This is a genomic window from Ruminococcus sp. 8Y-12 (assembly GCF_058119865.1).
Window position 1 is genome coordinate 627,214 of sequence record NZ_CM176623.1, and the last position, 26,999, is coordinate 654,212.

Sequence of the window (26,999 nt, forward strand, 5' to 3'; positions counted from 1 at the left end):
ATGATATAAAAAAGAATCCTGCGCGCAGGATTCTCCGCCTGCGGCGGGGCTGACCCGGCAACCCACCGGAGGCTTTCTTAACTACATGTCTTTTTAATCCAAATCTGCTTATGGGATAAATCAGCTTGTCCAAAACGGAAACAGTAGCTTTTGATTTTCTTCAGTAAACATGTTCGCCTTTGTCACTGCCACAGAGCCGGAGTCCACCATGGGCTCCACTGCGCTGTTGTGGTACGCTTCCACCGCCTTCTGCACGGACAAATACCCCATGTTAAAAGGCTTTTGAATGACAATACCTTCAAAAATGCCTGCCTCCAACAACTGGATTTCCTCGTTGGAGCTGTCAAATCCCACCATGACAATCTGATCCTCCATCCCCAGGTCCTTCACGGCCCGGGCTGCGCCCACCGCGGAATATTCGTTCAGCCCTGCGATGGCATTGACCTCCGGATGCTCCGAAATCAACTTTTTCGTGACCTCATAGGCCTTGTCATAATTGGAGTTGCAGAACACAGGGGGAAGAATCCGGGAGCTATACTTTTTGAGTCCCTCCCGAAGCCCCTTTTCCCGCTCTATGGCTGTGGATGCTCCCTTTACATGTGAGACAATGCCGATTGTGGGATTTTCCGGAAGGGCATCCTTCAGAAGCAGCCCCAGTTTCTTTCCCGCCTCAAAATTGTTGGTGGCAACCAGGGTAGCGCCCATTGACTCCTCCATGTCCGAATCCACCAAAACCAAATGAATCCCTGCTTCCACCACCTCCCGGGCCACTTTCGCCGTCTTGGTATAGCTGCTGGGTGAAATCAGAATGGCGTCCGGATGCTTTTCGATTGCCTGACGGATCATCTTGTTCTGCGCCTCATAGTCCCCCTCAGAGGAGGGCCCCATGACCGTCAGCTCCACATTGAACTCCTTCGCAGCCGCCTGGGCCCCCTGTATAAGGGAAGTCCAGAAATCAGAGTCATCTATGATTTTCAGAATACAAACTATATTTAGCTTGCCGTTGCGGTTCTGCCAGGACTTTACACTGAAAGCCAAAATCATCATAACCATGATTCCCAACAGAATTGCAATGGATATATACTTTTTAAAACTTCTACGCCTCTCCATTGTGTAACTCCTCCTCAGCCGGAATAATCACATAAACGGTAGTCCCGATTCCGGGCGTACTCTCATAGCGCAGCCCATACCCTGGTCCGTAATGCAGCTGCAGCCTGTGGTGCACATTGTAGACACCCACCCGGTTGGACTTTACGCTTGGAGCCTTGGGTTCCAGAATATGGCTCAGCACCTCTTTCTCCATACCCACTCCGTTGTCCTGCACAATCAAATGTATATTATCCCCCACTTTTCCTCCCATAACGGCAATCATTCCCTTATGCTCCAAATATTTGATTCCATGATAAATGGCGTTTTCCACAAGCGGCTGAATCACCAGTTTCACAATCTCAGTCTGCAAAATTTCCTGGTCCACATCTATCATGAACTCCAGCTGGTCCCGGTAGCGCATCTTTTGTATCGTGAGATAGCTCTGGGTGTAGGCAATCTCCTGTGCAATGGTTACAAGCTCTTTCTCGTTGCTGATACTCTGGCGTAAGAGCTTGGCGAGGGAGGACGTCATCAGCACCACCTCATCCTTTTTGCCGCCCTCAGCCATCCATATGATAGAATCCAGAGTGTTGTACAGGAAGTGGGGATTAATCTGGGACTGGAGCGCGCGCAGCTCATTCTTACGCTTTTCCTTCTGCTCCTGAATGTTCTCCTCCATCAAATTCTGAATTTTCCCTGTCATAATATTAAAGGATTGTCCCAGATTGGCAATCTCATTCTTCCCATTTACAGAAAACTCCGCATTGTCAAAATGTCCCTTTTGCACATGAACCATCGCTTTCTCCAGCTCCCGGATAGGTCTTGTGATCTCCCTGGAAATCAACATGGAAAATAGAATCGCCATAATGGAGAGCATCAGTGCTGTTATCCCGTATAGTGTCTTGGTTTCCGCACTTCCCTTCATTAAGTCATCGAGATAGGCCACGCCCACAACCGTCCACCCGGTGTTTGAGGAGGTACTGACTGTGTAGAGTTTCCGGTTTTCCCCTTCATCTGTGATGAAGCTGCCCTTCTGCTTATCCATTACCTCATGCGTCAGCTCGGTTTTCAGCCCGCTGTAGATCAACTGCTGCTGCGGATGATATATATATCTTCCGTCCTTATCCAATATAAAGAGGTAACCCCGGTCGCCCAGGCTGATATTCTCACACTGTTTGCTGATGGAGCTGTAGTTCAGGTCTACAAAGAAAATCCCCTCCGCATTTTGCGTATGCGGGTTTAGAAGCGCCTTGCTGACCGTTACCACCCACTGGTAAGAACCCTCCAGTATATTCTGCACATGGGAGGATGAGATCACGGAATAGCCCTTGGCAGCTACCGTGTCCTGATACCACTCCTTTGCCTGTATGTCCACATAGGGGTTTAGCTTGGCAGCTCCCCTGTTTAAAAACATGCGTCCGTTGTCCGCCATCACGCCGATATTACAGATATCCGACCTGGTATCCATCACGGTTTTAAACTGCTGGGACAGCTTTTCCCGCAGCTCACTCTGCTTATCCTCCTCCCCGAATAGAAACTCCGAGACATCCGCATTTCCAACCACGGTGTTTGAGAGCGCCTGCATATAGTTTATGTAAGAGTCCAGATCAGAATTTACCTGCTTAACCAGCTGCATAGTGTAATCCTGGGAATTTTGCAGCACCGTGCTCTCTGTGTAGGTCAGAGATATCACCAGAAAGATAGCAAGCGCCAAAACTATTATAAGCAAAAAGGGCAGAAGGATGGCATCCTGAATGCTTCTGAAATGCAACAGGAGATTTGGAAATTTACTCTTTTTCTTCATGTCTTACCTTATCCTTTTCGCATATTCCGTTGGAGTCATCCCTGTCATTTTTTTAAAGGAGCTGCTGAAATAGTGGGGATCGCTGTAGCCCACCTGGCCTGCAATCTCATAGGTCTTCATGGAAGTATTTTCAATCAGGCTTTTGGCCTTCTCAATCCTCTTTTTGGTGAGCGCCTCAATAAAGGTCTCCCCTGTATATGCCTTAAAAATAGAACTGAAGTAGCTGGTGCTCATAGCCAGATGGGCGCAAACGGAATTCAGGGAGATATCCGGATTCCCATAATTTTTCTCTATATAGTCCTGCGCCATGACAGCCTGCTTTTTGCAATAGCTGTCCTTCTGGTCCTTAAGCCCCTCGGCCAGATGCAGACAGAAGGAGATCAGATCCTCCCCGATCTCAGAGATATGCTCTTTGCTGTAGATGGTATTTAAGAGCTCTCTCTCCTCCTGGAAAAGCTCTGTCTCGTTGAGGGAGGAGGTATCCAGCCCATTCATGATAGAGAGGATGGCATTCTGCACATAAAAAATACAACGGTTTCTGGACAGATAGGATTCCCGTATTACCTGTATAAACGCCTCCACATTTCTACGGATCTCTTTTGGACGGTCCATCTTGATCTCCAGTACAATCTTTTCCTTGTACTTGGAAAGTTCTGCGCTCACCTGTTTATTCTCATGACCCAGACTGGCCGCATGGATGACCTGATTCCCGCCCAGCAAAAACTTGTACTCCAGAGCCCTCTTGGTATCCTCAAAGGATATGTACAGCTGGCTCAGCGTACTCACAGGCTGTCCCACCGCAATGGTGCTCTCAATCTTCAAATATTTATGCAGGGAAGACTGAATTTCCTCGCAGATATCCAGCACCCTCTTCTCCATCCCCGGCTCTCCCCCAAACACCAGAATGGTCCGCTCCTCCACATCCTGAAAGGTCACGCCGGCCTGATACCGGTTCATGATCTCCTCCGTGATATTATAGATAGCGAAATATGCCAGATCCGGCTTAAAATTATCCCCCTCTTTTAAAAATGGGGAAAGATCGTCAGCCACCACCATTGCAGTCATAAATCTGCGCCCCGGCAGCCTGATCTGATAATCCACCAATTTCTCTTCCAATGTATCCATCGGTACATTTCCGGCCAGCAGGCTGTTCAGAAACCGCCCCCTCATAAGCGGAAGGTTGCTTACGTAGGCCCCCCGAATCCGCTTTATATTTTCCTTCTTCAACCGCTCCTCGTCCAGTTTTTCCCGGACCTTCAGAAGCGTCTCTGAGAGCTCCACAGCAGTGATGGGCTTTAAAATATACTCTGCCACCTGGTACTTTACCGCCTTTTTGGCATACTCAAACTCATCATAGCCGCTGATGATGACCACCTTAATCTCCCTGTGCTCTTCATAGACGAACTTGGTAAGCTCCATACCATCCATGTGGGGCATGCAGATATCAGTAAGCAAGAGGTCCACCTGCTCTCTCTCAATAAAATCTTTGGCTTCCCTCCCATTTTTGCAAGTTCCCGCCAGCTCATACCCCAGTTCATTCCACTTTGTGTTCTCACTGATCGCCTCACGGATCAGCGCCTCGTCATCCACCAACAATACCCTGTACATAGCTTTCTCCGTTCTTTGTTATACTTATATCCCCATTCGTAACGGTTTCGTTCCTTCAGACCTGTAGAATAGTTAACTCCATTCTAACTTATTTTGCTTCGAAATACAACTTAGTGTTCCTCACCCTCCTCGGCTTTCCCAGTTCCCCAAATTTCCCTGGTACATTCCAGAATAATGAGCAGAGTCAGCGGACCCAGGATGACTCCCGCCACTCCATAGATACAGAGACCCGCATACACCACCATAGCGATCACGATAGGATATACGCCCACCTTGTCGCCGATCAGACGGGGTTCCAGATATTCCCTGGCTGTGTTCGCCACCAGAAAGATGGTGAAGTAAGCAGCTGCGTGAAAAAAATCCCCCTGTATCAGCACAATCACAGCCCATGGTACCAGGACGGTTCCGGTTCCAATAAAAGGCAGTACATCCAGAAGGCCAATAATGATCCCCACCAAAAGGGCGTAGGGATTGCCAGCCAGCCATAGACCTGCCACGCAGATCACGATCACAATCAGCATGATGGTTCCCTGGGCTTTCAGGTAAGCTCCGCCCAGGCCCCACAGCCGGTCCGTGATATTCACCATTTTCTGGTACCCCTTAAAGCCCTCCAGCTTTTCCCGAATCCCATCGTAATCCCTCATCATCAGGATCACTGCAATGAATACCAGGAAAAATCCGCCCAGCACCTTTAAAATCACAACCGCGTACTCCATGGAGCGCTCCATCAGACCGGGAACCAGGTAGACCTCAATGCGCTCCTCCACCCTGGCCATATTCTGCTGCAGGAACATCATTACCTCATCCCCGTCAATCCCAAAGGTATTTTCCACAGCGTCACAGCATCCTTCCATCATGTTCTGGAATCCTGCCTCATAGTACTCCAAATGCTCCACCACACTGCGGATCTGTTCACAGAGTTTGACTGCCAAAAACCAGCACGCAGTCCCCAGCAGCGCTCCGCCCAGAACCAGCAGGATCAGTGTCACGGTTTCTTTTTTCAAATGCATCTTTTTTCCCATTCTGGTGGCCAGTGGATAAATCCATCGGACCAGAAGATAGGCAATAAAAAAGGGAGCTACCACTGGCAGAAGGTATCGCATACCCAGGTAGACTGCCAGCGTAATTCCCGCTATTCCCAAAATCTTTTTTGTCTTCTCCGCCATACCAGCTTCCCCACTTTTCTTATGTTGAAGTTAGTATGTGCCGCCCTTTTCGTTTCATTCTCTTCCGGTTGGCTTACCTGAAATTGTCAAAGGCCGGGCCCTGCGGTTTTATTTCAAAATCCATTTCTTTTTTTGTAGACGGATGGATAAAAACCAAACGGCAGGCTGCCAAGGCTACCCCTGTCCCCAGAGGGGCTTCTTCCTCTTCGTTATATTTACGGTCCCCTGTCAGCGGCATTCCAGCTCCCGCCATCTGAACCCGTATCTGATGGTGCCTACCTGTCATCAGCTCCACCTGGACTAAGGCGTATCCTCCCCTTTGTTCCAGCAGCCGGCAGGAAAGCCTGGCACGCTTGGCGCCCTTTGTCCCCTCCGGCACAATCCTGGAGGTGTTGGTCCTGCCATCCTTCAGCAGATAGTCCTCCAGAACTCCCTCCCGGACAGGAGCCTTTGTACACACAACAGCCTGATAAAACTTTTTCATCCTTCCATCCCCCACCTGGGAGGACAGACTTGCTGCCGCCTGCTTTGTCTTGGCAAACACCAGCAGTCCCTGCACTGGCTGATCCAGACGGTGAACCACCCCGATATAAGGTTCCCCGCTCATTTGCTCATGCTCTTTGCGGTAATTTTTCAGCATACTTACCATATCCTTGGTCCCGGCCCTGGCGCTCTGCACAGGAATCCCTGCGGGCTTTTGACAGACGATCAGCTGCCTGTCCTCATAGATGATTTGAAATTCCATATTTTTTCCTTCTGGCCTTAAATTTTAAACCGGTAACCAACGCCCCAAATGGTCTCAATGTACTGTGGCTTGGCAGTGTTGAACTCGATCTTCTCCCTGATCTTCTTAATATGCACTGTCACAGTGGCAATATCCCCGATGGACTCCATATCCCAGATTTTGCTGAAAAGCTCTTCCTTGGTAAACACATGGTTTGGGTTCTGAGCCAGGAAAGTGAGCAGGTCAAACTCCTTGGTGGTGAAGGCCTTCTCCTCCCCATTTATCCATACCCTCCTTGCAGTCTTATCGATCTTGATCCCGCGGATTTCAATAATGTCGTTCTGGGGGGCATTGGTGCTCACCAGACGGTCATATCTGGCCATATGGGCCTTTACCCGGGCAACCAGCTCGCTGGGGCTGAAAGGCTTTGTCATATAATCGTCCGCGCCCAGGCCCAGGCCGCGGATCTTGTCAATATCATCCTTTTTGGCAGATACCATGAGAATGGGTGTATTCTTTTGGTTTCGGATCTCCTTACAGATCTCAAATCCATCCATTTCCGGAAGCATCAGGTCCAGAATATACAGGTCATAATCCTCCTCCAGCGCCCGCTTCAGTCCCACGTCCCCCCTGTTTTCAATCTCCACCTCAAAGCCGCTCAGCTCCAGGTAGTCCTTTTCCAAATCTGCAATGCTCTCCTCATCCTCAATGATTAAAATCCTACTCATTAATCGGTACCTCCTGATATTTTCTAAGTACAAAAAACATAATGGTTCCGGCACCCAGCTTGCTGCTGGCCCAGATCTTTCCTCCGTGGTCCTCCACGATTTTTTTTACAATGGACAGCCCAATGCCGCTTCCGCCCTTGGAAGAGTTTCTGGAGGCGTCCGTCCGGTAAAAGCGGTCAAAGATATTGGGCAGATCCTTGGCCGCAATGCCTTTTCCGTTGTCCTCTATCTCCACCTGTATAAAATCACCTACGTCTTTTACGCGGATGCTGATATAGCCCTTGGGTTTGTCAATATATTTTACAGAATTTCCGATAATATTATTGATGACCCGCTTCAGCTGTTCCGCATCTGCGATGACCATGGTGTCTTTATCCGCATAGTTGAAATAAGAGAGCTCAATTCCCTTGGCTTCCAGATCCAGCCCAACCTCCTCAATGCAGTCGTCGAAATAGTCCGTCACATTGATCTTACTGAAGGTGTAGGGAATGCGGTTGGTGTCAATCTTGGAGTAAAAAGTCAGCTCATTGATGAGCCGGTCCATCTCATTGGCCTTATTGTAGATGGTTCGGATATACTTGTCCATCTTCTCCGGCGTGTCCGCCACCCCGTCCATGATCCCTTCTACATACCCCTTCACAGCCGTGATAGGCGTCTTCAGGTCATGGGAAATGTTGCTGATCAGCTCCTTGTTGTCCCTGTCATACTGCACCTTCTCCTCCGTGGAGTCCCGCAGCCGCTGGCGCATCTCCTCAAAGTCCTGGCAAAGCTCGCTGATCTCATCCTCTCCCTGGACATCCAGCACAAAGTCCAGATTGCCTTCCTTGATATTCTGGGTGGCTGCCTTCAGATTCTTCAGCGGGGTACTGATACCGTTGTAAATCCAGGTGGTCAGCATCAATGCGGTAAATATCAGGATTACAATGATGGTGACAATCATATCGCGCACCAGGGATTTCACCTGCGGGATAATATTCTCCACTCCTGTGATAATAAATGCGCTCCCCTGCGTTCCATCCGAAAAGTTCATATCCAGTTGTTTTACATAAGACTTTACATCCTTGCCAATATAGATCCCGCTGTCCGAGGCCTTTCCGAAATCCCCAAAGGCCGGAAGCTCTTCAAACAGCTTATCAATCTCCGCCTGGGTCCCCACATAGTAGGGCGCATCTTGCTTTCTCACGATCAAATAGGAGTCTCTTCTCTGAAGCTCCTTGTTCATGGTATCCAGATACTGTTCATCCAAAAATTTATCCGCGTCCGCCTGAACCTGCTTCTGCATATCCCCAAAGGTCTTCTCGGTGAGCTTATTCATCATCTGAAGGGAATTGGACAGAGACTCATAGGTGACATCCGTGATATCGTAGCTCTCCTCAATGGACTTGAGCTGATATTTTCCAAATCCTACAAACGCGATGCAGGTGAGCATAATGGGGACACAGATGATCACAAAAAATGAAATAATCAATCTTGTCTTTAATTTCATGTTTCAAACTCCTTTGTTTCAATCCACGCTCGGTGATTTAACAGAGTACGGCCACATCTTTCGATGCGTTGATTAACTTCATTATCAGTGGGGGATACCGATTTCTCTCCGCCCGCCACTTCCGTTAATCTTGTTTTAGGTGATTCCGCTCGCCAGGCTATAGAGGCCGGAGAATCCCACTTATTCTTGTTGATTACTACTATACCATAAAAGTGTGCCCGTTTCACGTAAACAAAGCGTGGGGTTTCTAAATTTTTTATAAAGGGTAATGGTTTTGGTAGGGCGTTTTGGGCTGAGGGGGACGCTCCCTCCGGCGCAGGGCTATGCTTCGGGGACGCGTGCAACATTCCGATGGACTATCTGCTAACTACAACTACAGAAAACCTGCCACTGGCAGCTTTTCTGCATACTGAGGCATAAGAGACTCAGGAGAACCTTCGTCTCTAAGTTTCCGTAAGCAGAGGATTCCATCTCCACTAAAAACGCACGCTAATTGTCCCCGAAGCATAGCCCTGCGCCGGAGGAAGCTGTTTCCCGTAGGCGGGAGATGGTGCCACTCAGGCGATTTTCTAACAAGCTTTGGGAAATCTCTAGGTTCCAGAACACAGTCACCCGGGCGTTGGCAGCTCTCTAAGCAAACATTTTACGTGCGTTTTTAGCGGCGGGGAAATGAACGTTTACAGAAACTTGGACGCGAAGGCTTTCCTGAGCGTCCTTAGTTGCAGTTAACGGTTAGTTCCCCAGAGCGTTGCACGTGTTTGCGTGAGAGCTGCCAACGCCCGGGTGACGTCCGGGAATTATACAAGTAACTCACCTGACCCGCCTAAACTGTTTCTATAAAGGTGCAGCGAAAAAGACGGCATCTCTGCCGTCTTCCTGTTCTTGCGCATTTAAGGATTTGTTTACAGGTATTTCTTCAGCACATCCACCCTGTCCAGTTTCTCCCAGGGCAGATCCAGATCATTGCGCCCGAAGTGTCCGTAAGCAGCCGTCTGCTTGTAGATGGGCCTGCGCAGATCCAGCATTTTGATAATTCCTGCTGGACGCAGGTCGAAGTTCTCGCGCACGATTTCCGTCAGCTTTTCATCCGAAAGCTTCCCTGTTCCAAAGGAATCTACCATGACAGAGGTGGGCCTTGCCACACCGATGGCGTAGGAGAGCTGAATCTCGCACTTGTCTGCCAGTCCCGCAGCCACCATATTCTTTGCCACATAGCGGGCCGCATAGGCTGCGCTCCGGTCCACCTTGGTGCAGTCTTTTCCTGAGAAAGCGCCGCCGCCGTGTCTGGCGTATCCGCCGTAACTGTCTACGATAATCTTTCTCCCGGTGAGTCCGCTGTCCCCGTGAGGCCCGCCGATCACAAAACGCCCTGTGGGATTGATGAAAAACTTGGTATCCACGTCCACCATCTCAGATGGCAGCACTGGGTCAAACACGTATTTTTTGATGTCCTCATGGATCTGCTCCTGGGTCACCTCCGGGTCATGCTGTGTGGAGAGCACCACTGCATCCAGCCGAAATGGCTTGCCGCTCTCATCGTACTCCACGGTGACCTGGGTCTTTCCGTCCGGTCTTAAATATGTGAGGGTACCGTCCTTGCGCACCTTGGTCAGCTGAAGCGCCAGCTTGTGAGCAAGTGAGATGGGGTAGGGCATAAGCTCCTCTGTCTCATTGGAGGCATAGCCGAACATCATTCCCTGATCCCCTGCGCCGATGGCCTCGATCTGGTCATCCGTCATAGTATTTTCCTTGGCCTCCAGAGCCTTGTCCACGCCCAGTGCAATGTCCACGGACTGTTCGTCAATGGCTGTGATCACTCCGCAGGTATCTGCGTCAAAGCCATATTTTCCTCTGGTGTAACCGATCTCGCGCACGGTGTCACGCACGATCTTCTGAATATCCACATAGGCATTTGTGGTGATTTCCCCCATCACCAGCACCATTCCCGTGGTGGTGGCTGTCTCGCAGGCCACACGGCTCATGGGGTCCTGGGCAAGCAGCGCGTCCAGGATGGCGTCAGAAATCTGATCGCACATTTTATCCGGATGCCCCTCGGTCACTGATTCGGATGTAAATAATAATTTTTCCATTTCTTCCTCCTTTATTTCAATCCATGCTCGGTAATTTAGCAGAGTACGACCACATCTTTCGATGCGTTGATTGTCTTCATGTCAGTGGGGGGATACCGATTTCTTTCCGCCCGCCACTGCCTTTAATCTTGTCTAATGAAGTCCAGAGGACTTTTTTTAGATAAAAAGAATCCTGCGCGCAGGATTCTCCGCCTGCGGCGGGGCTGCCCCGGCAGCCATCTTCCACTCCGCCGCAGTGCGATCCCGCCCGGAGGGCTTTTTATATCATAGGGAATTCCGAAGGACTTTCCTATGATATAAAAAAAGTCCGCAATAAGCGGACCTTCCTATCTATGCTGATAAGCAAATCCTCTTATTGTTCGATTGCTCGCTCAGGTTGGCACCTTCCGTTTAGGGGTTGCCGTGGTTTCACAGATCCTTTGTATCTCCACCACTCTGAATAAGAGAAAATATATTCTATATTTGGTTTACGGATATAATCATATACCTTTTTACAATATACGTCAAGTAAAATATTTACTTTCTCTAAAAAGGAAATAAGACTCTCTGGTACTTTTCATCAAACATGTTCTCTTTCGTGATAAGTGAGGTTGCAGTATCTACCTCTGTTTCTTCAATCGGGAATCCATAGATCAGCTTATAGGCACACTCCACTCCAAGATAGCCCATTGAATACGGGTTCTGTACAATCAGAGCATCCACCTCTCCCGTTTCCAGCATCCCAACCGATATCACATTGCTGTCAAAGGCCACTACCATTGTGCTTTCTGCTAACTGCATATCCTGAACCGCGTAGCCAACCCCAAGGCTTGTCCACTCATTAAAGGTTACAATCACATTGATATCCGGATGTCTGTTCAGCAGGCTGACAGTGCCCTCCCTGGCCGCCGCTGCGGTAGATATGACATTGATGGTTTCAATAATAGTGACACGATCATCCTTTTCCACCCGATCCCGAAATCCCTGTTCACGCTGCTGGCCGTTTGCAGTATTCTTGTCAAAATTTACAATTCCTACATTTAGCTTTTCTTCCCTGCTGGCCAGCACCGCATCTCCTGCCATTCCCCCTGCTTTATAATTGTCAGTGCTAATGCGGCAGCTGACACCATCACTGTTTACCTCACTGTCAACCACCACCACCTTAACCCCCTTTTTAATTGCCGCTTCGATAGGCGGGCGATTTGCATTGTAGTCAATGGCGGAAATAATAATGGCCTCTGCTCCCGCTTCCACCACCTCATTGATCATCTCATTTTGAACCTCATAGTCTTCCTCATTTTCCGGTGCATTCAGCGTCAGATTAAGATTATATTCTGTGCAGGCGGCCCTGGCTCCGGCATAGACGGACTTCCAAAAATCAGAATTACCCGACTTTGTAATAACAGCCGCATAATGCTTTTGTACCTCCCCCCCAACCAGGTCCGTACCCTGGATCATTCGGGTTATGTAAGAAATCCCTAAGTAATAGCTGAAAAAAACGAACACAACCCCCAATGAAAATAAGCATGTTTTACACTTATTCCGTTTCATATTCCTCCCTCCGGATTTTTGGAATCTCGATTATAACACTCGTTCCTTCGTCCAGCTCACTGTGGATGGTAAGACCATACTGGCTCCCAAAATAGATCTTAATCCGATCATTTACATTTTTGATACCGATCCCGCCGTTGTTGCCGCACTCTTTGTGGAGAATTTCCCGGCACATCTTTTTATCCATCCCAACACCGTTATCCCTCACCTCCAAAATGATATCCTCGTCTTTTTGATGGATTCCAATATAGATTTCACCCTGATCTATCATACGGTTCAGGCCATGGTAAATAGCATTTTCAATCAGCGGCTGAAGAGTAATCTTATTGCAGTAGTACCCCAGACATTCCTGATCCGCATCAAGAACATAGACGAACTGGTTTTTATAGCGGAAGCTCTGAATTTTCAGATAGCATTCCGCGTGCTGCAATTCTTTTTCAAGGGGAATCAATTCATGTCCTCTGCTGATGCTGATCCTAAACAGCCTGGCCAGTGTATTGACCATTTCTATCGCCTCACTGGTACGCTCAGCTTCACACATCCATGCGATAGAATCCAGCGTATTATACAGAAAATGCGGGTTGATCTGTGACTGCAGGGCATTCAGCTCCGTCTTTCTCAGTGTCACCTCCTCCTCACGCACCTGCTCCATCAGCTGCTGGAGCCTTATTACCATATGTGCAAAAGAATCGGACAGTTCCGCTATCTCCTTAGTTGTCCCCACGGACTCAAAGTTAAAGGTTTCCGCATTCCCCTCAAATTTCCGCATGGCTTCAATCAGGCGGTTCACCGGTTTAGAAAAAATCCTCGTAAAAAAGAATCCCATGACCACAGCGGTGAGCAGAACCAGATAGATCAGAACATAGGATGTCCGTTTCATTTTCTCCACTTTACTTGTGATCATCTCATCAATATAGGAAACCCCCACTATTTTCCATCCATAGTCTTTCAGTGTCCTGGTATTATAGATAATATCCTCCTTTACCACAGAACCATCCATTGATTTTGCCAGCTCTCTCATATCATCCTCCCGCATTTCCTTTAACCCCGAAAAGATGAGCTGCTGCTGGGGATGATAAATGATATTTCCCTCCTGTTCCATCAGAAAACAATAACCATGCTGGCCAATCCCCACATCATCAATATAACTGGCAATAGAATCAAAGCTGATATTCATAAATACATAAACATCCTCCCCAGCTTCGTTTTTCAGCCTCTGATAGATGGTTACCACCCAGGGGTAATAATTGAGCAGCCCCGTTTCCACATGTGGCTTGGAAATCATCATCTTCCCGTCTAGATCGGTCATATCTTCAATTGGAACGCTCATATCAAACCGGCTTTTCAGCTCATATCTCTCCGCCCAGGAATTGACCAGACGATAATTCTCATCATAGATCAAAATAGATACCAGATCCCCTCTGATTTTAACCAGATCCCTGAAAAACATCTGCTGTTCCTGCTTAGAAGTTTTCATATTTTTACCAATCATTCTCATAATGTTCTTCATGTCATCCAGATAGTTTCTCACTGTATTCTGAACCTGCACTACTGCCTGCTCTCCGCTGGTAACCGCATTTTCTTCTGTAGAGTTCTGATACAGCTGAATAAATATAAGCACAGCGCTTATCCCGGCAATTGTCACAATAATGGTTACCACACCCGTCAGAAGGACTGAGATTGATACTTTCGTATATCTGTATTTCTTATCTTTTTTCCTCATTTTGTCTCCTGCAGCTGTTCGGCGAATACCCGGTGTACTTTTTAAAACTATAGCTAAAATACTGCTGGTCACTGTAACCGCAGAGCTCCGAAATCTCTTTTACCTTCAGGGAAGTGCCCAGAAGTAATTCCCTGGCCTTTTCAACCCGTTTTCTGGTCAGCAAATCAATAAACCTGTTTCCGGTTTCTTTTTTAATCAATGCGCTTAGATAATTCGGGCTGATCCCGATCTCGGCTCCAATATAATTCAGGGATAAATTCACATCCGAATACTGCGTTTCAATGATCTCCAGTGCTTTTTCAATTATCACCGCAGTGCTGGTCTTTCGCTGATTCAAAATCAGCTCCCTGGACCTGAGGCAAAAGTCCATATATTCACTCCAGATATTTTCGTAACTGTCGTAATGAATCTTCCCCTGCATGGGTGATATAAACTCTAAACTCTGTATTTTCTCACTGTCCAAAACCGTGTAGCTGATCCGAAAAACCACTGCCAAAAGCTGAATCATGACAAACTGTACCAGAGCCGGCGATATTTCCTTGCTCACCAACTCTGCAAAAAAAGCCTTCAGATACTCCTCCAGTTCATCCATAGTTCCGCTGCGGAATACTCTCTCAAAACCCTCTATCCTCAATAGCAGTTCTTCGTGCTTAAAGCTGTCACGATACTCTACATCCGCTATAAATGAGATGCTTTCATCGCTGTGCATAGAATACTGGAGTGCATACACCGCCTCCACGTATGCCTCATGGCAGTCTCCCAATTTCTGAATAGGACGGCTTACCCCTATCCTGCCATCCAGTCCCAAAATACGTTTTATATTCTGGATGATGTCTTCTACCAGAATGTGTGCATACCTCTCGTATCCGGAATTGGTCACCACCAGTACAGACACAACTCTTCCTTTGACATAGAAGCTATAATAATATTTGTAATACTTTTTAATAATACTGTTTACAGCCTGTACGCTTCCGGCAATTTTACAGTCTTTCCCCTCCTTATCTAAAATGGAGGTCACCATAATCAAATACTGCTGACCTTCTATGCTTCCCTTTATCAATCCCGTGGAAACTGCCTCCTCGATCCATTCTTTTTCCTCTCTCCCGCTCAGCATGTTGTCCAACACCAGGGGAATCAGGAAAGAATGGATAGATTTCCGCTCTTCTCTCACCTCCGTATAAGCAAATTCATGAAACTTCTGGTCGATCTTCTCCTTAATTTTTCTTAACTCAGCCGTTATCTCCTGTGAAGAAATAGGTTTTAACAAATAGCTGACTACATTGTACTGAATTGCCTGTTTGGCATAGGTAAAATCATCGTAGCCGCTCAGAAAAGCAATCTGGATTGCGGGCCTGATCTCTCTGGTCATTCTGGCCAGTTCAATGCCACTGATAAACGGCATTTTGATGTCCGTAAGCAGCAGGTCAGGCTCCAGCAATTCCACCATCTCCAGCGCTTCTGCTCCATTTTCTGCTTCTCCAACCACTACAAATCCGATTTCTTCCCAATCCACTTTCCGGATCAGTGCACGGCGAATTTCTTCTTCATCATCTGCCACGACCACTGTGTACATTTTTCGCCTCCCGATCATTTACGCATCTGCTGCATACAATACCGGGCGCTGCTCTACCGGCTCCCGCCAGAAGTACAGCGCCCCAAGCAAGCTACTTAACTACTATTTTGATTTTTACAGCTTTTTTATTCATGCATTTTACAGTGATTGTTGCTGTTCCCTTCTTTTTTGCTGTGACCTGTCCATAATTGTCAACCGCTGCAACCGACTTTTTACTCGATTTATAAGTAACCCTTCCTGCCGTGCGAAGCGGCGAAACTTTCGTTTTGATCAAGGCTGTTTTTCCGCGTCTTAAGTTCAGTTTTTTACCGCTGGTTACCTTAAATGATTTTACCGAAGGCACCTTTTTTACAACCTGTATGGTAATTGCTTTCTTCGCCTTTTTATCCGCGGATGTTATGGTAATCTTAGCGGTTCCGGGCCTATTGGCTTTTATCACGCCGCTCTTGCTCACAGCTGCCACTGATTTTTTGTTTGATTGATAGGTCACCTTGGGATTGGCATCCGCTGGACTCACCATCCCTTTTACCGTCAAACGCTTACCCTTCTGCATATAAATTTTGGTCGTTTTCTGGTTGGAAGCAAGTCCCTGTGCTTTTACCTTGATACTTTTAGCATAAGGGTATGTGACCGTTATCTTACATGTACCGGTAACCTTTGATCCGTCTTTTGCGGCAGCTGTGATTATAGTATCCCCAATCCCCTTGGCCGTCACATTTCCATTCTGATCCACTGTCGCAATCCTGGTATTGGAAGAACTCCAGGTAACCGATGGATTGGCTGCATTTGCAGGCAGTACCGTCACCGTAAGCCGCAGTGTATCGTTTTTGTTTAACTTAACAGAGGTTTTGCTAATCTGGATGCTTGTCACTTTAACCGCAGGATTTTCCACATCCGGTTTCTTTTGAATGGAATCCATGGCCTTTTTCAGAACATTTGCCGCAGCATTTACTTCTGATTGGGTAATTGTCCCGGTATTTATTTTACCCATCAGCTCTTTCGCGGATTTCAAAGCACTGTTTACTCTTTGGACACTCTCTTCGGTTGCGGATTCCATGGTACCATCCGCGATCATATTCTCTGCCTGGCTGATCAATTTTTCCAGAGTGCTTGTGTCGGGCCGGTTCTCACCGTCCTGAACAAACTGAATGGTATAAGTTTTTTTATCTAACTGGCTTCCGTTCTCCGGTAAAATCATAATCTTGGCCTGGCCGCCGGGATTTGCTGCCGGCAGAATGGTCACTGCCGCATTCTGATCCACATCCACCGTTATATCTGGCAGCTGATTCTCCGAATGATGGTATGTCATTTTCAGATCCTGATCAAATTTGTCCAAAACCTCTTCATTTCCAATCCTTATTTCGCGAACCGAAAAATCGCTGTGGGCGCTGGCTTCCTGACCATAAACCTCCAGTTCATTCACCCCGAGACATTTGCCCGCCTGAGCGTCCATACGAACCCGGACAAGGTTTGTCTTCACCGGCTTAAAGGTTATATCCGTCATGCTGGTACTGCTCAGAGAGGAGGGAGACGGCTTATTGCTGTAATCCACTTCCTTCCAGTTGGCCGGATCGTTTAAAGGACTGTTCTGCCAGGATTCCACCTGCCCGTTGGTGTCTTGGATTTCATAATCAATGGGTCCGGTATAGTATTCCACATAGTATTCTGCCGGGGTCCGTATCATTTGATTTGCACCTTCCTGGCAGAATCCCACGGAGATCTTATCCACATAGCGCAGTACCCGGATTCCTTCGTATGCGATCACTGCAGACACCCAGTCCCCGGAGCGCTGTGCAGCACCGCCTACCCAATTGCTCCAAATCTTCTTTGACGGCACCATCTCAAAGGACTTTATACTGTCATTCAAGTAATTAGCCCGGTCATATCCGGTATCACTGATGGCGTTATCATTTGTATAGGAGGCAATTCCAATGGGCAAGACATAACCGTTACGGCTTATTACATAACTGGGGCTTTGGTACGAATCCGAAATGCGCACGGATGCTGTTGCGGTTAAACTGGTATCATCCGCTTTTACCGTCCCCTTCACATACACAACTGTATCTTTTTCTTTATTAAAATCAGCTTCCGAAACGTTCTCCCACTGGACAGGAATGTTTTTCAGTTCCGTTCCATCGGAATAATAAGCAGACAATGTTTCCGGCAGCTCGGGAACCATATTTCTCGGTGTGGCTATAGAAACTGCCTCCAGCGCAGTCAAATCCCTGACCACCACTTTCAGCTTTGGCCTGATTGCCGAACCGTTCACATCTCCCTCAATCACGATTTCTCCAAACTGTTCCAGCTGTTCTGCATGTATACGATCCCATGTAACGTCCAGATCCCGCGGGTGTCCGGTATCATAATATGCCCGGATCGTCTCCGGCAGCGCCGGTGCGATCCCTTTTTTTGTATATACTGTAACTTCCTCAAAAGAGACGATTTTTTTGACAGCAGTGTTCTTCGCAATGGTAAAGGTAAGCGCTTCGGAATCCACTGTCTGATCTAAATAGGTCATATGAGCAGTTACTTCCACGGTTCCTGCGTCATATGCCAGAAGGCTGCTTCCCTGGATCAGCGCATATCCGCTGCCTGGTTCTACGGAATAAGTGACCGTGGCCTCCTCCTCCGACAATACCCGCCCGTCCTGAAGTACACCGGTAACGGTCAGCGGTACGGTATCGTCCTCTGTTACCTCAGTGGTTTCCGCAGATATTTCAACGGTTTCAAGGGCCGGTGCCTTTTCCGTAAACTCAACCGTATAATACGCCGTATTCCGGCCATCCTCCGAGAACACTTTGATCTGAGCTGCACCGTTATTCTCCAGCGCCTGCCACACGAATAAAGAGGCGTGATCCGCTGCCTGGGCTGTCACCTTTGGAACCTGTCCCCCATATGGCACTTCCAGAGAATACGAATAATTTTCCGGATCAAATCCTTCCAATTCTTTACCGTCTACTTTTAAAGAGGATAGCCGGGCAGATTTTCCCTTGGAAATACCCTTACCCCAGACCTCCACTTCTGTAATTTTCATCATGTCTTTGCCAGCATTATAACCATTTACAGAAAATTCCAATCGCAGCTTGTTGGTTTTTACGCTGTCAAAAGTGATATCCTCACCGGTATAGCCAGCGCCGCGGCCGCCGAACCCGGTTGTTTTGCTCTGGCCCGGAACATTCACGTACTCTGTGCCATTCCAATATTTAACCAAAATCTGATCCGGTATCTGCCAGGTATTCATGCTGGTCAGCCAGGCAGTAATCCGGTTAATATCATATTCCTTGGCAAACTCAAACGTAACCGCATCGCTGGTCCGGTTATTTATCTGCCAGTTTCCCCATCCGTTTGAGTCACTGGTATCTCCGTCATTGATCTCAGCTACCGGATGTTTGCCTGGCCCCTCCTCATAGGTTGCTGTCACCGTCGTTCCCTGTGCGGCAAGGGCAATATTGACATCATCATCTTCCGCCGCTACCCGTATCACAGCATGGGCCGGCAGGTCTGTGCCATCTACCTCTCCCACTGCATTTACAATGCCCAACTCGCCAAACGCACCCGGATCCAACGTCTCCCATGACACATTTCTGGATTCTGTCACACCATCTGACCAGACGGCTGTCACCATATCCGGCAGTTCTGGCAAGGTGTCTTTTGCTATGGCCAGAGTCACATCCAGGATGCCGATAAGCCCCCTTACCGTCAGATGCAGCTTGACCTTCTCCCCCGTCTCCGTCTGTCCCTGTACGGTAATGATCTTGGGCGCACTTACATCTTCCGGTGTTATTTTATCCCATACTACATGGACCTCGGTATTGCTCTCATCAGCAAGCACCCCTTTGATTGTATCCGGCAATTCGGGCACTTTTCCCACTTCCGTCACAATATCAGGTGTCTCATATCCCAGGATGCGGTCCGGATCTGTCTGTTCGGTCTTTGTGTAGACCGTCACGGAATCTCTGTTTAAGCCCACACCGTTTGCCGTCAGTGTAAAACTGCCCTCTTCCTTGGTGGACTGTACGATCACCAGAGCCTTGCCGTTAAAAGCTTTCCTCTTCCAGATGCCATTGTAGTCTTTATACCGTTCCCAGCTGGAGCCGTCACCGTTGTCGACCCCTACAATTTTACCATTGCCGGTAATATTAAAATTCAGCTGATTCATAGCAGTGGGCATAAAGTTGCCGCTGGCATCCGTCACGTCAACGGTAATATAACAGAGATCCTGTCCGTCCGCCGTGATCACCGAACGGTCCGCAGATGCCTTTAAATTAGCTGCTTCCCCTGCGGTTGTGATCAAATCGGTGGCGATCAAGTTTCCTTCCCTGTCTTTTGCCTTTGCGGTGATCCTGGTCCCGGGAATATACTCATACTCCAAAAGCCACTCCAGATACAGACGGTCACTCTCATCGGACTGCTGCTGATACGTTCTGCCGTCTTCGGTAGTCTTTTGTGCAAAACTCTTTTCACCTAAGGATTCATCATTCAAAAACAACTCCACACTGGCCGCATTGGAGTAGACGCGGACCGGTATTTTCCCATCAATTAAAACCTTGTTTTTTAGGCTTTCATTTTCCCAATTCCAATGCGGGAAAATATGGACCATGGGATCCGTCTCTGCATCCAGCCACTGGCTCTGGTACAGATAGTAGTCGTCCTTTGCAAATCCTGCGGTATCCACAATCCCGAAGTAGGAGCTCTTTGGGATGGATTCCTGGTTAAACGCATAGGGTGTAGGTTCACCAATGTAGTCAAAACCTGTCCAGACAAACTGTCCGCCAATCCACTTCCGATCCCGGTCCGGAATCAGGGAGTTGGTAGCTGTAGACCCCCAGGGTACCGCCCGGTTGTCAAAAGAGGATACCTGATACTGCACCACATCACCTGCGTCTGTGGTACGGTTTGGTTCGGAGTAATAGCCCCGGCTTTTAAGGGCAGAAGAGTTCTCCGACCCATAGATAATCCAGTCCGGATACATTTCGTGATATCCGTCATAGTTCTTTTCCCCGTAGTTGATACCAACCACATCCACTTCCTGGGCGATCTTCACGTAGGGCTGTCCCACACTGTCAGCAGCCGAATAATCCCTCAGTTTATCCTCACCCATGGTTGTGGGCCTTGTTGTATCCACATCCTTCGCCCATTTAACAAGCTTTTTAGCCGTCTCTATGGAATGATCATAACGGCTTTCGTAAACCTCATTTCCCATACTCCACATGATAATGGATGGAAAATTAATTCCTCTGCGGATCATCTGCTGAAGGTCATACTGCGCCCATGGAACACCCTCACCTGCTTCGGGATGGGTACACGGCTGAAAAAAGAACCGGTGATAATCGTTGTTTGTCTTACCTCTGTCCCAGGTATCAAATGCTTCGTCAATCACCATAAGCCCCTGCTCATCACATTGTTTCAGTAAAACATCTGAGGCCGGATTGTGGCTTACGCGGATGGCATTTGCTCCCATTTCCTTCATAATCTTCATCTGCCGGGCAGTTGCAGCTTCGTTTGCAACTGAGCCAAGCGCCCCCTGGTCATGATGCATGCAGACGCCCTGCAGTTTCATATACTGGCCGTTCAGGCTGAATCCTTCATTATTGTCAAATGTAAACCAGCGGAAACCAAACCTGGCATCATAGCAATCCACAACCTGATCGTCCACAAGGACTTCCGTGCGCATGATGTACAATACCGGATTATCCGTTGACCACAGCTGGGGATCTTTGACTTTCATCTCTGATTCAAAGTCCTGTTTTCCCCCTGATGCCACCTGTGATGAGCCAGATTCTACGGATTGGGAGAAGACGCTTTTATCGGCATAGTTTAATATGGTATAGCGAACCTTTGCGTTTACCCGCTCTTTTCCCTGGTTGCGCACATCCGTTTTCATTTTTACCGTAACCTGGCCACTCTCGTATTCCTTTTCGATATCCGGTGTGGTCACAACCGTGCCGTACTGGGCCACATGTACAGGTTCTGTCACTGACAGCTTTACATCCCGGTAAATACCGCTGCCGGCATACCATCTCCCGGTATGCTGACCGGGATCAGTAATATTCGTCGCTTTTACTGCAAGGATATTATTGGTTTTTCCGTCACAGATCAGATAGTCCGTAAGATCAAAGGAAAACGGCAGATATCCATAGGGATAGTTTCCCACTAATTGGCCGTTTAAGTAGATATAGCTATCCATATAAACGCCCCCAAAGTCAATCGATACCCGCTTATCCTTATACTCTTTCGGCAATGTAAATGCCTTTCTGTACCAGCCCGTTCCCCCAGGCAGATGTCCGATCTCAGAACTGACACTGTGGGTGAAATCCTGCTCAATACTCCAGTCATGGGGTAGTGTCAGACGGCGCCATGCACCGTCATCAAAATCCATCTTTTCTGCACCGGAGACATCCCCCAGCTGGAAGGACCATCCCTCATTAAAATCCATACTGCGTTTCACACTCTCACTCTGCGCTTCGCTGCTCTCATCTTTTGCAAATACAGACAGATCAAAAGATGTGCATAATAGTAAAACAATCATGCATAAAGAAACTATCTGTTTAACTTTCTTTTTCATTTCCCACCCTGCTTTCTCTTTCTTGACATGCATACTATAGTAGCTGTTCAGTTCCTTTCTTATTTTCTTACGGTCTGTGCAGTAAATGCACAGACCTGCTGAATCGTTACTCTTTACAGTAATCTCACCTGACCGTAATTTTTACGCTGGCTTTTTTACCGTTAAATGCAGTGATCGTAATGGTTGCCCTCCCTCTTTTCTTTGCTTTTACAATACCTGTTGAGGAAACCGTTGCAATTGACTTTTTACTTGACTTGTATTTCAATTGATAGCTGGCCGTCTTAGCCGGGAATTTAACTTTCACCTTAAAGGTCTTTCCTCTCTTTAAGGTCTTGCTCTTTACAGCCGGGCTTATCTTTTTGGGCGCATTCTTCACCGTAACGGTTATAACCGCTTTTTTGCCATTGGCTGTCACTGCTGTTATCCTGGCTTTTCCTGCTTTCTTTGCAGTTATCTTGCCCTTTGACGTGATGCTTACAACTGACTTTTTACTTGTCTTCCAGCTAACCTTCTGGCTTGCTTGCCGGGGCAGTACGGTTGCTTTTAACTGCAGCTTTTCATTTTTGCCCAGGACAATCCCAGACTTCACATTGAGCTTGACACTGGCTGGATGTTGCACGATCGGATTGATTGATGTATCCTTCTCCGTTCTTACCAGAAGATCCGCAGTCTTAGTCCCTGCCCTGTGTGACCCGGTTGCCCCTATTCTTTGATAAAATTTATATTCCGTATCTGCTTTTAAACCTGTAAATACCACTGTGTTTTTAAATTCCAGCGCTTTCCCCGGAACTTCAACTGCATATTCATAACCCGGCACTGCTTTTAAAGTGACACTGTTTTGTGTCTTTGACGACACGATTGGTTTCACCGGTGTGACTTCTGATACACTGAAACTCACCTCACACGCGATCTCCTCGTCAGCCAGCCATACCTTTACCTGCACTTTTGCCATCCCTGCGTTTTTCGCAGCCACCTGGCCGTTTTCATTCACGCTTATCACATTTGTATCTGTACTCGTATAGGTGATCTTTGCCTCCGACAGGTCCATCTCCTGACCGTTGGAATCCACCGCTGTCACCTCTAATATCTGCGCCGTTTCATCCCACACCAGGACCTGCTTGGAAGCTTTTGCCGTAACGGTTACAACCGGTATGGGGGCTGGTTTTTTCAGTCCGTCAATTGCATCCAGAAGATTTTGCAAAGCCTCATCCACTTCATTCTGTTTCGCATTGTTTTTGTCCATAACCGTCTGCGCCTTTTCAAGGGCTTCTTCGAATTTATCCCAGCTGTCGGCGGTGTAGTCCGCTTTATGGTATTTTCCGGCATCTGATATGGCTTCTTGCAAAGCATCTTTTTCCACCGGTATCTCTACCATTACCTCATCGAGCCAGGCAATCAGCTTATTGGCATTCTCCTCTGAGAAAAATTTCTTAACTGCATGGTTGTACCCTGGGAACAGATCCAGTTTATTTCTGGAATCACCCGTAACTTCCACGAGTTTCTCATACAGGGCAATGCTGTCATGATAATCCACTCCGTCATCAGCCATACCATGCTGCAGATAGGTAGGCGGTGCGTCTTTCGTCACCTGGTACAGGGGACTGGCATTTCGCTGAGCCTCGATGTCATTCTGGGCACCTCCCAATAATGCCGGACGATACTGGGCATTTCTCTCCGTTGTCATATCGGTGATGGCATAGTGGGATACGACTGCCTGCACTTTGCTTGAGTACTCTGCATTTCCCATGGACGGATCATCAAACTCCTCTCTGCCTCCTGTCAGCGCCACATAGTTGGCCAGGTGTCCGCCTGCGGATTCCCCCCAGATGGCAAAACGGTTTTCATCCAGCCCGTACTCATCCGCGTTTGCTCTGAGATAACGGATAGCAGCCTTAATATCTTGCACAGGTGTGGGGAAATAAGAATCCCACGCACAGCGGTAATCAACAAATGCGACCGCGTATCCTTTTTCTACCGCATGCAGAGGTCCCTGAGCTGTGAAAATAAGTCCCTCATCTGAGGAATTTCCGACTTGGAATCCGCCTCCATGGATAAAGATAATCAGCGGATAATTCTTTTCCTCCTTATTTTCCGGCAACACGAGATGGAGCTTCTGTACGGGTGACTGGTTGGCATATGCCACATTCATATACTTGTTGGTATATTTATCCAGGGTGATGGTGCCGCCCGGGTATACGTTATCCTCTGCATCGATCAATTCCGTGGGTCTTAATTGCTTAAATAAAAAGTCAAATGGCTTTTTCTCAGCCTCCGGCAGTCCCCAGTAAAAGTCATTATGTCCCGCATCCGCAGGATAGTAGGTATCAATCATTTCTGGTTTCAAGTATTTTCTTAGCTCTTCCTCCAACATTTTCGTCTGTTCATCCGGAACTAAGTCATCTTTTCCGCCATGTGTGATCAGCATAGGAACCGTATTTTCACTCACATAGCTGATTGGGCTGGCCGCCAGTGCATCTTCTACTGTATAATTGTCTCCCAGCAGCAATTCGGTGGGCGTCTTTCCCGTGGCTGTCAAACCCCGCAGCGCCTCTGTATCCGTATCCCACTTAGACACGTCCGAAATACCGAAGTAAGAGATTGCTGCCTGGATATCACTGGAAACCTCCGCATTGCCCATGGACAGGTCTTCCATATCCTTGTTTCCGTTGGTGGTAGCCAGCATCTGGGCCAGGTGTCCCCCTGCCGATGCCCCCCACACCGCAATCCGGTCCGGATCAATATGATATTTGTCAGCATTTGCACGGATATAACGGATAGCCGCCTTTAAGTCATAGATCTGTGCCGGCCATTGTGCATTCTGAGCCAGTCTGTAGTTCACATTCACCACCACATACCCTTTTTTCAAGGCGTCATCCTGGCCTGAATAAAAGCCTCCCTCGGACTTATCACCCTGCACCCAGGCTCCCCCATGGATAAATACAATTGCCGGATACTGTCCCTGGGCATATTCCGGAAGTACGATATCCAGCATCTGCTCAGAATTATCACTGTTTTCCACATAGGGAATATCCCATAGATTTGGAGCTCCTGACTCATCCAGGAACGTGAATGAATGAAAAGCGAATCCTCCTTCTATCAATTCCACTCTCACATCCCGTACGCCTGTTAAACCGGCATTTTCCGGAATCGCCACATCCACGTCCCGGTCATGGGCGGCATCCCAGCCACCGGTCTTCCTCAGTACAGTATCCACATAATCGTTTTCTCCCTCGCCGTACCAGAATCTCACTTTGGCGTTTGCTTTATTTCCGGCCCACGGATTTCCGTTGGCTCCCCGCAGTCTTAGCTTTAAGGGCTGTTCTGTACCGAAATCCAACCCCCTGAAGACCAGCACTTCTCCTTCGGTAAAACCGCCTATAACCTGGTCCTCTGTCCGCTCAAGAATCACATCTCCCACTGCCACTTCGTCATAGTTTCTTGCATATGTAGTCGTAAAAGCAGACTTTGCTTTGCCAGTGGCTTCCAGATTGTCTATGGCTGTCCCCAGTGTTTCAAATGCCGTCTCAATGGCTGAGATATCATATAGATCTACGGTCCTTGCAGCTTCGTAAGCCTCTTTTAGAACTTGAACGGTTTCTTCTGTATACATCAGAGGGCGGGTCTCAAGTTCTTTCAGAATTCCCTTTGCCTCCTCCAGCTTCTCATAATATCCCTGCAGATAATCGGGCGCTTTTGTAAAAATCAGGGATTCAAAATCAAAGCGGGTTCCAGCATCAAAGGCTATCACGAAATTCTGCACATCCCGGATTCCGATGGCCAGGATTTTTTGACTGAAAAATGCTTCTGCCCCTGCTTCATACGTATCGCCTTCTCCCGCCTTAAATGCAAACAGCAGGGACTGCTCTGCGCCTCTGGCATCTCTATAACGGATTTGTCCGGTTACATTTTCTTTCGACAGGCATCTGCCGCCCATTGTCAGCATGTAACTTCCCTGTTCCTCAAAGTCCATATCCTGAAAGGTAATCTCAACACGGTCTGTGATATTTGCCACATAATCCTGTTTTATTTCATAGGTTCCGCCATCTATGCCTTTGATATCTTCAGCATCTGCCGTTTCCGGCTCAATCCGTTCATAGGGAGTCAGATAAGGAACTTGTGTGCTTTTGAAGACTCTGGCCGCTTCCTTTAATGTTTCCGCTGCCTGCTCGGATTCAATCTGTGTAATCGAGATATTTGCGGCTGTGGTTCTGGCCTCCTCCACCGCCTGCCGAAACACACGGACCCCTTCCTCTGTATACTGACCCCTTTCAGAGCCAATCACCGCATTTTTAAGGAGAGCTTCCGCTTTTGTCAGCGCCTCCCACAAGTTTTTGTGGGTAATATCCGACGTCTCTATATTGATCTCTGCACAGGACGCAAAGGATTCATACCCCTCCAGTTTGATATATCTTGCCTGTACAGCGGAAAAGGATGCGGTCTTTTCCGTTTTATCCTTATTCCATACACCCTCGTCCACTTTTTCAAAATCCCTGCCGTCCATACTGACGGAAACTCTGTAGTTGGTTATGGTGCCATTGTCGTTGTCCTGCCGGGGCAGATAAAATAATTTCTGCACCGACATGGTGTCTCCCAGATCCAGCACAATCCAGTGTGGGGGTGCCGGTACTGCTCCGCTCCACTGAGAATGCCATATGGTACTGTCCTTCCCATCCAGCACATTGGACCCAAGGCTTGCATCCGTGGTTTCCTGACTGGATACTGCTTCCACCTTCATCCGAAACTGCGGGATCAAAACCCCTTCCACGCCGTCTGCATCACCCTTCAATCCTCCTGACGCCAACACGTTGTTCAGCGGTATTGCTGTAAAAATCATCAATAAACTTAGGACTAAAGCCGCCAAACGTTTCCAATTCATCTTCCTCTTTTCCTTCATTGCCGCATCTCCCTCTCCA

Annotated in this window: 13 protein-coding genes and 1 riboswitch; all 13 genes read right to left on the reverse strand. The window is 48.0% G+C overall.

Translation table 11 applies throughout. From position 1 onward, the window contains the following. Window positions 1-120: 120 nt before the first annotated feature. On the reverse strand, window positions 121-1,110 hold the full coding sequence (locus AC0THY_RS02375; RefSeq protein WP_489992868.1) for a substrate-binding domain-containing protein: 990 nt from the start codon (window positions 1,108-1,110) through the stop codon (window positions 121-123). Further along, window positions 1,097-2,893 carry a cache domain-containing sensor histidine kinase gene (locus AC0THY_RS02380; protein ID WP_489992869.1) on the reverse strand — a complete coding sequence of 599 codons (1,797 nt, stop codon included), beginning with the start codon at window positions 2,891-2,893 and terminating at the stop codon, window positions 1,097-1,099. The genes AC0THY_RS02375 and AC0THY_RS02380 overlap by 14 nt, the downstream gene beginning before the upstream one ends. A gap of 3 nt (window positions 2,894-2,896) precedes the next feature. Further along, window positions 2,897-4,501, reverse strand: coding sequence for a response regulator (locus tag AC0THY_RS02385; protein ID WP_489992870.1), 1,605 nt, complete (start codon window positions 4,499-4,501; stop codon window positions 2,897-2,899). A gap of 110 nt (window positions 4,502-4,611) precedes the next feature. After that, on the reverse strand, window positions 4,612-5,667 hold the full coding sequence (locus tag AC0THY_RS02390; protein WP_489992871.1) for an AI-2E family transporter: 1,056 nt from the start codon (window positions 5,665-5,667) through the stop codon (window positions 4,612-4,614). Between the two features lie 73 nt (window positions 5,668-5,740). After that, window positions 5,741-6,412, reverse strand: coding sequence for an RluA family pseudouridine synthase (locus AC0THY_RS02395; RefSeq protein WP_489992872.1), 672 nt, complete (start codon window positions 6,410-6,412; stop codon window positions 5,741-5,743). A gap of 17 nt (window positions 6,413-6,429) precedes the next feature. Next, window positions 6,430-7,119: a response regulator transcription factor gene (locus AC0THY_RS02400; RefSeq protein ID WP_489992873.1), complete on the reverse strand. Its 690-nt coding sequence runs from the start codon at window positions 7,117-7,119 to the stop codon at window positions 6,430-6,432. Next, a complete protein-coding gene (locus AC0THY_RS02405) occupies window positions 7,112-8,605 on the reverse strand; it encodes a sensor histidine kinase (RefSeq protein ID WP_489992874.1) in 1,494 nt (497 codons plus the stop codon). The genes AC0THY_RS02400 and AC0THY_RS02405 overlap by 8 nt, the downstream gene beginning before the upstream one ends. 902 nt (window positions 8,606-9,507) lie before the next feature. After that, window positions 9,508-10,695 carry a methionine adenosyltransferase gene (metK, locus tag AC0THY_RS02410; RefSeq protein ID WP_489992875.1) on the reverse strand — a complete coding sequence of 396 codons (1,188 nt, stop codon included), beginning with the start codon at window positions 10,693-10,695 and terminating at the stop codon, window positions 9,508-9,510. A gap of 349 nt (window positions 10,696-11,044) precedes the next feature. Continuing rightward, a riboswitch (SAM riboswitch) is annotated at window positions 11,045-11,141 on the reverse strand. Between the two features lie 79 nt (window positions 11,142-11,220). After that, complete coding sequence (locus tag AC0THY_RS02415) at window positions 11,221-12,225, reverse strand: substrate-binding domain-containing protein (protein ID WP_489992876.1); 1,005 nt, start codon at window positions 12,223-12,225, stop codon at window positions 11,221-11,223. Next, entirely contained in the window at window positions 12,212-13,948 is a 1,737-nt protein-coding gene (locus AC0THY_RS02420; protein WP_489992877.1) for a cache domain-containing sensor histidine kinase, read from the reverse strand. Before AC0THY_RS02420 ends, AC0THY_RS02415 begins: the two co-directional genes overlap by 14 nt. Then, window positions 13,932-15,521, reverse strand: coding sequence for a response regulator transcription factor (locus AC0THY_RS02425; protein ID WP_489992878.1), 1,590 nt, complete (start codon window positions 15,519-15,521; stop codon window positions 13,932-13,934). Before AC0THY_RS02425 ends, AC0THY_RS02420 begins: the two co-directional genes overlap by 17 nt. 91 nt (window positions 15,522-15,612) lie before the next feature. Further along, the gene (locus AC0THY_RS02430) at window positions 15,613-22,086 is read right to left on the reverse strand and encodes an Ig-like domain-containing protein (RefSeq protein WP_489992879.1); all 6,474 of its coding nucleotides are present in this window, start codon (window positions 22,084-22,086) and stop codon (window positions 15,613-15,615) included. 124 nt (window positions 22,087-22,210) lie between these two features. Continuing rightward, a complete protein-coding gene (locus tag AC0THY_RS02435) occupies window positions 22,211-26,980 on the reverse strand; it encodes an alpha/beta hydrolase fold domain-containing protein (RefSeq protein WP_489992880.1) in 4,770 nt (1,589 codons plus the stop codon). Window positions 26,981-26,999 lie beyond the last annotated feature (19 nt).

Coding starts and splice junctions, on each gene's coding strand:
- AC0THY_RS02375 (WP_489992868.1), bottom strand. CDS start 1,110: ATGGAGAGGCGTAGAAGTTTTAAAAAGTATATATCCATTGCAATTCTG.
- AC0THY_RS02380 (WP_489992869.1), bottom strand. CDS start 2,893: ATGAAGAAAAAGAGTAAATTTCCAAATCTCCTGTTGCATTTCAGAAGC.
- AC0THY_RS02385 (WP_489992870.1), bottom strand. CDS start 4,501: ATGTACAGGGTATTGTTGGTGGATGACGAGGCGCTGATCCGTGAGGCG.
- AC0THY_RS02390 (WP_489992871.1), bottom strand. CDS start 5,667: ATGGCGGAGAAGACAAAAAAGATTTTGGGAATAGCGGGAATTACGCTG.
- AC0THY_RS02395 (WP_489992872.1), bottom strand. CDS start 6,412: ATGGAATTTCAAATCATCTATGAGGACAGGCAGCTGATCGTCTGTCAA.
- AC0THY_RS02400 (WP_489992873.1), bottom strand. CDS start 7,119: ATGAGTAGGATTTTAATCATTGAGGATGAGGAGAGCATTGCAGATTTG.
- AC0THY_RS02405 (WP_489992874.1), bottom strand. CDS start 8,605: ATGAAATTAAAGACAAGATTGATTATTTCATTTTTTGTGATCATCTGT.
- metK (WP_489992875.1), bottom strand. CDS start 10,695: ATGGAAAAATTATTATTTACATCCGAATCAGTGACCGAGGGGCATCCG.
- AC0THY_RS02415 (WP_489992876.1), bottom strand. CDS start 12,225: ATGAAACGGAATAAGTGTAAAACATGCTTATTTTCATTGGGGGTTGTG.
- AC0THY_RS02420 (WP_489992877.1), bottom strand. CDS start 13,948: ATGAGGAAAAAAGATAAGAAATACAGATATACGAAAGTATCAATCTCA.
- AC0THY_RS02425 (WP_489992878.1), bottom strand. CDS start 15,521: ATGTACACAGTGGTCGTGGCAGATGATGAAGAAGAAATTCGCCGTGCA.
- AC0THY_RS02430 (WP_489992879.1), bottom strand. CDS start 22,086: ATGAAAAAGAAAGTTAAACAGATAGTTTCTTTATGCATGATTGTTTTA.
- AC0THY_RS02435 (WP_489992880.1), bottom strand. CDS start 26,980: ATGAAGGAAAAGAGGAAGATGAATTGGAAACGTTTGGCGGCTTTAGTC.